This is a genomic window from Tahibacter caeni, assembly GCF_024609805.1.
GTDB lineage: Bacteria > Pseudomonadota > Gammaproteobacteria > Xanthomonadales > Rhodanobacteraceae > Tahibacter > Tahibacter caeni.
In genome coordinates this window covers 1-10,079 of sequence record NZ_JANFVR010000173.1, presented here as the reverse complement: position 1 = coordinate 10,079, position 10,079 = coordinate 1, and the positions used below count along the sequence as shown (strand labels likewise).

The following is a 10,079-nucleotide window of genomic DNA, read 5'->3' as shown; positions in this document are numbered from 1 at the left end:
GCCGCGCGCGAAGCTCGATGCCGTCGCCGCGCAGGCCGGACTGGATCTGTCCGGCCTGCGCATCGAGGACGTGCCGCACAGCCACGCGGCCGCGGCGCACGCGGCCGAGCTCGCGCGCACCGGCGCGGTCGAGGCGCTCATGAAGGGCAGCCTGCATACCGACGAGCTCATGGCCGCCGTGCTCGCCGCCGAGGCCGGCCTGCGCACCAAGCGCCGCGTCAGCCACTGCTTCCTGATGCAGGTCGCCTCCTACCCGCGGCCCTTCATCATTACCGACGCGGCGATCAACATCGCGCCGACGCTCGACCACAAGGCCGACATCATCCGCAACGCGATCGACCTCGCCCACGCGATCGGCGTGGAATGCCCGCGCGTGGCGATACTCGCCGCGGTGGAGACGGTCAACCCGGCGATGCCCGCGACCGTGGATGCGGCCGCGCTGTGCAAGATGGCCGACCGCGGCCAGATCACCGGCGGCGTGCTCGACGGTCCGCTCGCGTTCGACAACGCGGTCTCGCCGGCCGCCGCGCAGATCAAGGACATCGTCTCGCCGGTCGCCGGCCAGGCCGACATCCTCGTCGTGCCGGACCTGGAAAGCGGCAACCTGCTCGCCAAGCAGCTCGAATACATGGGCAACGCGGCCAGCGCCGGCATCGTGCTCGGCGCGCGCGTGCCGGTCGTGCTGACCAGCCGCGCCGACGCGCAAGACACGCGCATCGCGTCCTGCGCGATCGCCGTGCTGCTCGCGCATCGCTACCGCGCGACGCCGCCATGAACGGGCCCGGACACTCCGATCGCTACGAGACGCAGGGCGAGCTCGTGCTCGTGCTCAACTGCGGTTCGTCGAGCATCAAGTTCGCGCTGTTCGACGCGGGCGAGCGGCCGCTGCGGCGGCAGCCGGTCTGGAACGGCAAGGTCCAGGGCATAGGCCGCGACGCGACGACGTTCGGCGAGACCGGCGTCGCGCCGGCGCCGGTCTCGCTCGACGCGCAGCAGCCCTATCACGCGGCGCTCGCGCTGATCCGCGAGCGCATCGTCGCGCGGCTCGGGCCGCGCCGGCTCGCCGCCGTCGCGCATCGCGTCGTGCACGGCGGCAGCAAGTACGGCCGTCCGGTGCGGCTCGACGTGCAGGTGCTCGCCGACCTGCGCGGCTACGTGCCGCTCGCGCCGCTGCACCAGCCGTTCGCGCTCGAAGCCGTCGCGGCGCTGCTGGACGATCGTCCGGATCTGCCGCAGGTGGCCTGCTTCGACACGGCGTTCCACCACACCCTGCCGCTCGTCGAGCAGCTGCTGCCGCTGCCGCAGGCGGCCTGGCAGCGGGGCCTGCGCCGCTACGGCTTCCACGGCCTGTCGTACGACTACGTCGCCGGCGTGCTCGGCGAACGCTACGGCGAGGCGGCGCGCGGCCGCGTCATCGTCGCGCACCTCGGCAGCGGCGCGAGCCTCTGCGCGCTGCAGGATCTGAAGAGCGTGGCGACGACGATGGGCTTCTCGGCGCTGGACGGCCTGATGATGGGCACGCGCTGCGGCGCGCTGGACCCCGGGGCGGTGCTGTATCTCATGGAGATCGAGAAACTGTCGCTCGCACAGGTCGGCCACCTGCTCTATCACGAGTCCGGCCTGCTCGGCGTGTCCGGCGTGTCGGCCGACCCGCCCGAACTGCTCGCGCGCGAAGACGAGGCCGGCGAGACCGGCGAGCACGTGCGCGCGGCGCTCGCGCTGTACGTGCGCCGCATCGTGCGCGAGATCGGCGCGCTGACCGCGCTGCTCGGCGGCCTCGACATGCTGGTGTTCACGGCCGGCGTCGGCGAGCACGGCGCGCCGATCCGCGCGCGCGTCTGCGGCGACCTCGCGTTCCTGGGCATCACGCTCGACGCGGCGGCGAACGCCGCGCACGCGCCGGTCATCTCGGCGGCGGCGAGCCGCGTGCGCGTGCTCGTCGAGCCGACGAACGAGGAATGGGTCGCGGCGAATCAGGCGCTCGCGGTGCTCGGGACGCCGCCATCGGGAGTCACCTCATGAAATCTCCGCCCACCGCCGCGCCGCGCCGGACCGCCGTCGCCGCCGGCACGCTGCTCGCGCTCGCGCTGATGCCGGTCGCCGCCGCGGAACGCGACTGCAGCCGCGACGGTGTACGGCGGCCCGGTCCCAGCCTGAGCCTGCGCATCGACAACGACCTGTTCGGCGGCCGCGGCCAGGACCAGGGCTACAGCAACGGCTTCCTGTTCACGGCGATGTCGCCGGACCTGTACGACTACCGCAACGATCCGTGCCTGCCGCTGCCGGCGCGCCTGCTGAACCGCTATCTGGACTGGATAGGCCCGGGCGGCGGCGAGCAGCGCAACATGGTCGTCGGCATCGGCCAGGCGCTGTTCACGCCGGAAGACCACGAGGCGACTGCGCTGCTTCCGGCGGAGCGCCCCTACGTCGGCGCGCTGCTGATCGGCTTCGGCTACAACGCGCGCAACGGCGACCACCTGCGCGTCGGCCAGCTGCGCCTGGGCATGATCGGCCCGTCCGCGCGCGGCGAACAGGTCCAGAACGGCTGGCATCACGTCATCGGCTCGCCGCGCCTGAATGGCTGGGACAACCAGCTGCGCGACGAGCCGGTGTTCCAGCTCGTGCACGAACGCATGCGTCGCTACGGCGAGGCCGGCGCGGGCTGGGGCCACGACTTCATCACCCATGCCGGCGGCGCGCTCGGCAATTTCTCGACCTATCTCAACGCCGGCGCCGAATGGCGCTTCGGCCGCGGTCTACCCGACGATTTCGGCAGCACGCCGCTGCGGCCGGCCGGCGAGAACACGTCGCCGTCGCGCGACGGCTGGGGCGGTCCGGGCTGGAGCGGACACGGCTTCCTGACCGCCGACGCGCGCGCGGTGTTCTACGACGTCACGCTCGACGGCAACAGTTTCCGCCGCAGCCACAGCGTCAAGCGCCGCCCGTTCGTCGCCGATTTCGGCTACGGCCTCGCGCTGACCCACGGCGCCTGGAAATTCGCATTCGCGCGCTACCACCGCACGCGCGAGTTCGACGGCCAACGCGAGCTGCCGGTATTCGGCAGCGTCACGATCAGCCGCCGGCTGTGACGGCGCCAAGCCGTGAAAAATTGACCGGGCGCCGATGCGGCCGCCGCTGGCCGCGGTCCGGGCGATTCCGGCATGATCGCGCGGAACCCGCCGCCGTGACCGCATGATCCAGCCGACCTTTCTCTGGCACGACTACGAAACCACAGGCGCCGACCCGCGCCGCGACCGGCCCTGCCAGTTCGCCGCGCAGCGCACGAACGAGGATCTGGAACCCGTCGGCGAGCCGATCGAGCTGTTCTGCGCGCCGGCGCCCGACGTGCTGCCGCATCCGCAGGCCGCGCTGATCACCGGCATCACGCCGCAGCAGCTGCAGCGCGACGGCGTCAACGAAGCCGGCTTCGCCGCGCGCGTGCACGAGGAAATGGCCGCGCCGGCGACCTGCACCGTGGGCTACAACTCGCTGCGCTTCGACGACGAGTTCACGCGCCAGCTGCTCTACCGCAATTTCTACGAGCCGTATGCGCGCGAATGGGAGCACGGCAATTCGCGCTGGGACCTCATCGATCTCGTGCGCATGACCTATGCGCTGCGGCCCGACGGCATCCACTGGCCGCAGCGCGACGACGGCACGCCGAGCTTCCGCCTCGAGGATCTCGCGCGCGCCAACCAGCTGCAGCAGCAGCGCGCCCACGACGCGCTGTCGGACGTGCACGCCCTGATCGGCCTCGCGCGGCTGCTGCGCCGGCGCCAGCCGCGCCTGTTCGACTGGTACTTCGCGCTGCGCCGCAAGCAGCGCGCGTTCGAGCTGCTCGACGTGGCCCGGCGCACGCCGGTGCTGCACGTGTCCTCGCGCTTTCCGGCCAGCCGCGGCTGCCTCGCGCTCGTGGCGCCGCTGGCCGTGCATGCGACGCAACCGAACGCGGTCATCGTCTACGACCTCGACGCGGATCCGGCGCCGCTGCTGGAACTCGACGCCGACGCGATCGCCGACCGCGTGTTCAGCGCGCGCGCCGACCTGCCCGACGACGTGGAACGCATTCCGCTGAAGCTCGTGCACGCGAACCGCTCGCCGGCGCTCGCGCCGCTGTCGGTGCTGGCCGGCGTCGACCGCGCGCGCATCGGCCTGGACGTGGAGCGCGGCCTCGCGCACCTGCGCCGCCTCGACGGCCAGGATCTGACGGCGAAACTGCAGCGCGTGTTCGCGCGCGCCGAGGAAGCCGCCGCGCCCGATCCCGAGCTCGCGCTCTACGGCGGTTTCCTGGGCGACGCCGACCGGCGCCTGCTGCGCGAAGTCCGCGCGACGCCGCCGGAACGTCTCGCCGGACAGCGCTTCGCGTTCCGCGACGCGCGCCTGCCCGAGCTGCTCTGGCGCTACCGCGCGCGCAACTGGCCCGAACTGCTGACCGCCGAAGAGACCGCGCGCTGGCGCGCATTCTGCCGCGAGCGCCTCGAGCACAAGACCGAGCTGACCGGGCTCACGTTCGACGAGTATTTCGCGCTGATCGACGCCCTGCGCGCCGATCCGGCCCAGGCCGGCGCGGGCGCCCTGCTCGACGCGCTGCAGGCCTACGGTCTTCAACGGCGCCGCGCGCTGGCCTGACCGTTCCAATCCCCCGTCACCGTCCGAGGAGCGCATGAGCGCCTATTTCACCGCCGCGACCTTCAGCTTCCTGCGCGACCTTGCGCGCAACAACAACCGCGACTGGTTCCTCGCCAACAAGTCGCGCTACGAGGAGCAGCTGCGCACGCCGTTCCTGGCCCTGCTCGGCGACCTGCAGGCGCCCCTCGCGAAGATCAGCCCGCACTACCGCGCCGACACGCGCAGCCAGGGCGGCTCGCTGTTCCGCCAGCACCGCGACACGCGCTTCTCCAACGACAAGACGCCGTACAAGACCTGGGCCGGCGCGCGCCTGTTCCACGAACGCAGCAAGGGCATCGAGGCGCCGGTGTTCTATCTGCACCTGCAGCCGGGCGCGAGCTTCGCCGGCGGCGGCATCTGGCATCCGCAGCCCGACGCGTTGAAAAAGATCCGCGAATTTCTCGCCGACAATCCGGCCGCATGGAAGAAGGCCACGCAGAGCAAGGCGTTCCGCGAACACCTGGCGCCGGGCGGCGACGCGCTGACGCGGCCGCCGCGCGGCTTCGATCCGGACCACGAGCTCATCGCCGATATCCGGCGCAAGGACTTCGTCGCCTCGGCCGCGTTCGACGACCGGCTCGCGACCTCGACCGAGTTCAAGCCCTGGCTCGTCGACACCTACAAGCGTCTCGCGCCGATGGTCGACTACCTCTGCGCGGCGCTCGAGCTGGATTTCTGACGGCCGGCGGCGGCGCGGGCCGACGGCGAGCGCAGCGAACCGCAACATCGCGGTGCGCACGCCGCGAAGAACGGCCGTCGACGCAGACGCCGCTCGCTCGAAACGGAACCCAGGCGTCGCGGCGATGCCGGGCGAACGACGTAGATTCCGCTCTCGTCGTCCGGCGTTTCGGAGAGCACGACCGCAACCTTCACCCGGTCGCGGCGGATCCGCACGGGGTCGAGCGCCTTCAGCGAGTCTCCCCGACGGCGAGCGGCGACGAGCGCGTCTTTGTCGTTCATCGCCGAAGACTGCCGGCCTGAAAGCAGCGCGTCCGCCGGAAGCGCCGCGCGATCACGAAGCCTCGGGATGACAGCGGCCGAGAGAAACATCCGTACTGAACCGATCACAGGGCGGAGGCTGCGCCGGAAACCGATGTCCGTTTCAGGCCGAGCCGCCAGGCGCATCGGCCTGAACGGATCATCGGCTGCGCGCCTGATCGGCTGCGCGCCTCATTCCGCCGCCTCTTCCGGCAGGACGTTGCCGGTCGACAGCTCGACACGAACGGTGCGAAACGTGGGATTGTCGTGGAGGCTGCCGCTGGCCACCACCTGCAGCTCGATAGTCGCGTCGTCGTAGCTGAGCTTGTGCTCGCCGCCCCACCAGACCGAACTGACGGATCTCGGAAGCTTCTCGAACGAATCCTTGCCGAGGACGTCCTCGAGACTGAGCTTTCTCACCACGGTTCCGTCGACGCGGTAAATGACGATCGTGTCCTCGCCGATGCCCGCATGGTGCCAGTTGTCGAACGTGACGAAGCGGCCGTCGTCGGCCACCAGCGCAGACAACGGAGCAACGTCGTTGACGAGCGGCTTACGCCACACGACCTCGTAGGAGTTCGGCCCGAGCTTCTCCAGCGTCGCTTCGCATCGTGTCCGTGCGCCGGCACGCTGCCCTGCCGGCGCTCTGCCGTCGACCTGGTCGGAGAAGTACTCCAGTGCCCCGGAGATCGGGCGCGGATAGACAGTCAGGCGATACGTCCCCCTGTCCGACACGGCAGTTGTCGGCCTGGGCGGGAGCCACGAATCGGCCGACGCGCAGCCTGCGGCCGCCAACAGGAGCAGTACCGTGAAGATACGAGCCATGCCGTCCTCCGTTTGTGCCGGTGCGGGTACCTGGCGTGCGCTGACGGAAGCCGGCAGATCCCTGCTGCCGGACGGTCCGTAGCCGCTTGCCTCACTTCGCCGGTGCGTCGCCCTTGGCCGGCGCCTTGAGGTCGAGGATCACGGCTTCGCCGCGCAGCTTCTGCATCCACTGCTCGCCCTGGCGCGAGAGCATGTGCTTCTGCAGCTCGCCGCGTATCGCGTCGAACGCCGGCGGCGTGACGGGCCTGGTCGCGCTGAGGTGCATGAGGTGCCAGCCGTACTGGGATTTCACGGGCACCCGGGTCGATTCGCCGGCCTTGAGCTTCTTCAGCGCATCGACGAGCTCGGGCGACGGCAGCTGCACGAGGCGCACGTCCTTGAACTCGCGCGCCTGCTTGGCCTTGCCCTGCCATTCCGCATAGACGGCCGCCCAGTCCTTGCCGGCCAGCAGTGCCTCGCTGGCCTTGAGCGCTTCGGTCTCGTTGTCGAACAGCATCTGGGCGAAGTCGTAGGACTCGCTGCCGGCCTTGGCGACCTGCGCGTCGTACTCGGCCTTGAGCGCGGCTTCGCTGATCGGGTGCGTGCGCGCGTAGTAGTCGAGCGTCGCGTTCGCGACGCCCTGCAGGCGCTGCGCCTCGACGATCGCGCCGAACGCCGCGTCGTCGGCCATGTTCTGCTTCTGCGCGACCGTTGCGAGCAGCACGTAGTCGGACAGCTCCTTGATCGCGCGCAGGCGCTGTTCGGGATTGTCGAGATCGAGGCCGCGGCCGCGCGCGACTTCGGTCAGCAGCGCTCCGGAGACCGGCTGGTCGTTGACGCGCAGGGCCGGCTCGCCGCTGGTGTACTGGAGCGCCGGCGCCTTGCCGGGGCCGCCGGAGCAGCCGGCCAGCGTGGCGAGGATCAGCAGGGGCAGGACTCTACGCATGAACGGTCTCCTCAGGGGTCTTGCGGCGCACGCGCGTCGATCGCGAGCGCATGGATGTCGGTCTGCATCAGGTCGCCGAGCGCGGCGTAGACCCGGCGGTGCCGTGCGAGCGGCGCGAGGCCGGCGAACTGAGCCGCGACGATGCGCACGCGGAAATGGCCGCGGCCGTCGCGCGCGCCTTCGTGGCCGGCATGCTTGTGGCTTTCGTCGATCAGTTCGAGCTGCTGCGGCTGCAGCGCCTGCAGCGCCGTGCGGATGCGCTCCAGCCGCTCGCTCACGGCAGCACCTTCTTGAACGGACGCACCTCGACGCGCGCGTAGACGCCGGCGTCGACGTAAGGATCGGCCGCGGCCCAGGCCTGGGCCGCGGCCAGGTCGTCGAACTCGGCGACGATCAGGCTGCCGCTGAAACCGGCCTCGCCGGGATCGGCCGCGTCGATGGCCGGGAACGGCCCGGCCAGCAGCAGGCGTCCGGCGTCCTTGAGCGCCGTCAGCCGCGCCAGATGCGCCGGTCGCGCCTGCAGCCGCTGCGGCAGCGAGCCCGCGACGTCCGTTCCCTCGATCACATACCACATCGTTCTGGTCCTTTCGCGATCCGGCGCGCCGCGGCGTGGCGCGGCGGCGCGGACAGGGCTGAAACGGAATCGCGCCGCAGCCGCACGAAGCGGACGCAGGCGCAGGGAATCCGCATTCTAGCGGATTGCTCCGGCCCCGCCGCGTTAAGTCCGCGTCAGCGGCGCGACGCGCCGCAGGCTACTGCGGCGGCGGGCTAGGCTCGATCAGGCGACGCGCGGATGCTGCGGCCGACAAAGGCCGCGCCCCGCTCGGACTCTTCGCTCAGGCTTCCGGACGCATGTACGGGAACAGCAGCACGTCGCGGATCGACGCCGCGTCAGCCAGCAGCATCACGAGCCGGTCGATGCCGACGCCGAGGCCGCCGGTCGGCGGCAGGCCGTATTCGAGCGCGCGGATGTAGTCGTGGTCGAAATGCATGGCCTCGTCGTCGCCCGACTCCTTCGCCGCGACCTGGGCCTGGAAACGCGCGGCCTGGTCTTCGGGATCGTTGAGCTCGGAGAAGCCGTTCGCGATTTCCTTGCCGCCGACGAACAGCTCGAAGCGGTCGGTGATGCCCGGATCGGTGTCGTTCTCGCGCGCGAGCGGCGAGACCTCGGTCGGGTACTGGGTGATGAAGGTCGGCTGCACGAGCGTGCCTTCGACCGTGGCCTCGAACAGTTCGAGCAGCAGCTTGCCCCAGCCGTAGGACGGCTTGACGTGGATGCCCTTGCGCGCGCAATGCGCGGCGAGCGCGTCGCGGTTGCGCAGGTCCTGCGCCGGGATTTCGGGGTTGAATTCGCGCACGGCCTGCTCCATCGGCCAGCGCCGGAACGCCGGGCCGACGTCGATCGCGCGGCCTTCCCAGGTCAGCGCGGTCGTGCCGAGCGTGGCCTGCGCCGTGTCGCGGATCAGGGCCTCGGTCAGGTCCATGATCTCTTTGTAGGTCGCGTAGGCCTGGTACAGCTCGAGCATCGTGAACTCGGGGTTGTGCCGCGTCGACACGCCCTCGTTGCGGAAGTTGCGGTTGATCTCGTAGACGCGCTCGAAGCCGCCGACGACGAGGCGCTTGAGGTAGAGCTCCGGCGCGACGCGCAGATACAGCTGCAGGTCGAGCGCGTTGTGATGCGTGACGAACGGCCGCGCGGTCGCGCCGCCCGGGATCACGTGCATCATCGGCGTCTCGACTTCCATGAAGCGGCGCGACGGATCTTCGAGCCACTGGCGGATGTGACCGATGATCGCCGAGCGCAGCTTGAACACGCGGCGCGCTTCCTCGGTCACGACGAGGTCGACGTAGCGCTGGCGGTAGCGCTGTTCGACGTCGGCGAGGCCGTGCCATTTGTCCGGCAGCGGACGCAGCGACTTGGTCAGCAGGCGCAGCGCATCGACTTTCACCGACAGCTCGCCGGTCCGGGTGCGCGTCAGCAGGCCTTCGGCGCCGATGATGTCGCCGACGTCCCAGCCCTTGAACGCCGCGTAGGCGTCGTCGCCCAGCGCGGCCTGCTGCAGGAACAGCTGCAGCCGCGCGCTCATGTCCTGCACCTGGGCGAAGCTGGCCTTGCCCATCTGGCGCTTGGCCAGCAGGCGGCCGGCCACGCGCACGCGGCGGCCGAGCGCCTCGATGGCCTCGGCGCTCCAGCGGTCCCGGTCGGCGAATTCGGCCTGCAGATCGCCGGCGAACGCGTCGGGTACGAAGTCGTTCGGAAACGCGATGCCGGCCGCGCGCAGCGCGCGCAGCTTCTCGCGGCGCTCGGCGATGAGCCGGTTCTCGTCGGCAGGCAGAATCTCGGTCGACTCGCCGAACTGCGACGTTTCGCCGACGCCGGCGTTGCCGACCGTCTGCGCCGGCGGCTTGTTGATCTGACTCATGGCATTACCCGTTCGGTGTTGTGGCTACGTCCGCACGTTCGCACGGCGTAGAACACGGTAGTTTCGATCTTGCGTTCCGGCGCCGCACAACTTACTTGGCCGTCGCGCCCTTTACCAATGACATAAGCGCCCCGCCGTCCGCGCCGGCGCCGTTCGCCTGCCGCCGTTCCGGCGACGGCCGCAGAGCACGCCGGATCCGCTGCGGCCGGACGAGGCGCGAAAGCGGCGGGGACGGCGCGCATCGGCCGCGGCCCGGACCG

At 70.8% G+C, this 10,079-nt stretch carries 11 protein-coding genes; 5 read left to right on the top strand and 6 right to left on the bottom strand.

Annotation, left to right across the window (positions count from 1 at the left end; translation table 11 throughout):
- The 5 genes from NON22_RS14690 to NON22_RS14670 all read left to right on the top strand — a co-directional run.
- The coding region (locus NON22_RS14690) for a bifunctional enoyl-CoA hydratase/phosphate acetyltransferase (protein ID WP_257387698.1) at positions 1–775 on the top strand (775 nt) is incomplete at its 5' end.
- The gene (locus NON22_RS14685) at positions 772–2,022 is read left to right on the top strand and encodes an acetate/propionate family kinase (RefSeq protein ID WP_257387697.1); all 1,251 of its coding nucleotides are present in this window, start codon (positions 772–774) and stop codon (positions 2,020–2,022) included. The genes NON22_RS14690 and NON22_RS14685, both read left to right, overlap by 4 nt.
- Positions 2,019–3,089, top strand: coding sequence for a lipid A deacylase LpxR family protein (locus NON22_RS14680; RefSeq protein WP_257387696.1), 1,071 nt, complete (start codon positions 2,019–2,021; stop codon positions 3,087–3,089). Before NON22_RS14685 ends, NON22_RS14680 begins: the two co-directional genes overlap by 4 nt.
- 103 nt (positions 3,090–3,192) lie before the next feature.
- A complete protein-coding gene (sbcB, locus tag NON22_RS14675; RefSeq protein ID WP_257387695.1) occupies positions 3,193–4,629 on the top strand; it encodes an exodeoxyribonuclease I in 1,437 nt (478 codons plus the stop codon).
- Positions 4,630–4,663: 34 nt separating this feature from the next.
- On the top strand, positions 4,664–5,347 hold the full coding sequence (locus NON22_RS14670; protein WP_257387694.1) for a DUF2461 domain-containing protein: 684 nt from the start codon (positions 4,664–4,666) through the stop codon (positions 5,345–5,347).
- On the opposite strand, the gene NON22_RS14665 is transcribed toward NON22_RS14670, so the two are convergent.
- The 6 genes from NON22_RS14665 to lysS form a co-directional block, all read right to left on the bottom strand.
- The gene (locus NON22_RS14665) at positions 5,314–5,718 is read right to left on the bottom strand and encodes a hypothetical protein (RefSeq protein WP_257387693.1); all 405 of its coding nucleotides are present in this window, start codon (positions 5,716–5,718) and stop codon (positions 5,314–5,316) included. The two genes, NON22_RS14670 and NON22_RS14665, sit on opposite strands and share 34 nt — an antisense overlap.
- 120 nt (positions 5,719–5,838) lie before the next feature.
- The gene (locus NON22_RS14660; protein WP_257387692.1) at positions 5,839–6,471 is read right to left on the bottom strand and encodes a hypothetical protein; all 633 of its coding nucleotides are present in this window, start codon (positions 6,469–6,471) and stop codon (positions 5,839–5,841) included.
- A 91-nt stretch (positions 6,472–6,562) separates the two neighbouring features.
- Positions 6,563–7,396, bottom strand: a complete 834-nt coding sequence (locus NON22_RS14655) for a peptidylprolyl isomerase (RefSeq protein WP_257387691.1) — start codon at positions 7,394–7,396, stop codon at positions 6,563–6,565.
- Between the two features lie 11 nt (positions 7,397–7,407).
- Positions 7,408–7,674, bottom strand: coding sequence for a BolA family protein (locus tag NON22_RS14650; RefSeq protein WP_257387690.1), 267 nt, complete (start codon positions 7,672–7,674; stop codon positions 7,408–7,410).
- Positions 7,671–7,970, bottom strand: a complete 300-nt coding sequence (locus NON22_RS14645) for a YciI family protein (protein ID WP_257387689.1) — start codon at positions 7,968–7,970, stop codon at positions 7,671–7,673. The genes NON22_RS14650 and NON22_RS14645 overlap by 4 nt, the downstream gene beginning before the upstream one ends.
- 262 nt (positions 7,971–8,232) lie before the next feature.
- The gene (gene lysS / locus NON22_RS14640) at positions 8,233–9,819 is read right to left on the bottom strand and encodes a lysine--tRNA ligase (RefSeq protein ID WP_257387688.1); all 1,587 of its coding nucleotides are present in this window, start codon (positions 9,817–9,819) and stop codon (positions 8,233–8,235) included.
- Positions 9,820–10,079 lie beyond the last annotated feature (260 nt).

Excerpts from the sequence above, each read along its gene's own strand:
- NON22_RS14665 (WP_257387693.1), bottom strand. The coding sequence starts at position 5,718 with ATGTTTCTCTCGGCCGCTGTCATCCCGAGGCTTCGTGATCGCGCGGCG.
- lysS (WP_257387688.1), bottom strand. The coding sequence starts at position 9,819 with ATGAGTCAGATCAACAAGCCGCCGGCGCAGACGGTCGGCAACGCCGGC.
- NON22_RS14680 (WP_257387696.1), top strand. The coding sequence starts at position 2,019 with ATGAAATCTCCGCCCACCGCCGCGCCGCGCCGGACCGCCGTCGCCGCC.
- NON22_RS14670 (WP_257387694.1), top strand. The coding sequence starts at position 4,664 with ATGAGCGCCTATTTCACCGCCGCGACCTTCAGCTTCCTGCGCGACCTT.
- NON22_RS14655 (WP_257387691.1), bottom strand. The coding sequence starts at position 7,396 with ATGCGTAGAGTCCTGCCCCTGCTGATCCTCGCCACGCTGGCCGGCTGC.
- sbcB (WP_257387695.1), top strand. The coding sequence starts at position 3,193 with ATGATCCAGCCGACCTTTCTCTGGCACGACTACGAAACCACAGGCGCC.
- NON22_RS14685 (WP_257387697.1), top strand. The coding sequence starts at position 772 with ATGAACGGGCCCGGACACTCCGATCGCTACGAGACGCAGGGCGAGCTC.
- NON22_RS14660 (WP_257387692.1), bottom strand. The coding sequence starts at position 6,471 with ATGGCTCGTATCTTCACGGTACTGCTCCTGTTGGCGGCCGCAGGCTGC.
- NON22_RS14645 (WP_257387689.1), bottom strand. The coding sequence starts at position 7,970 with ATGTGGTATGTGATCGAGGGAACGGACGTCGCGGGCTCGCTGCCGCAG.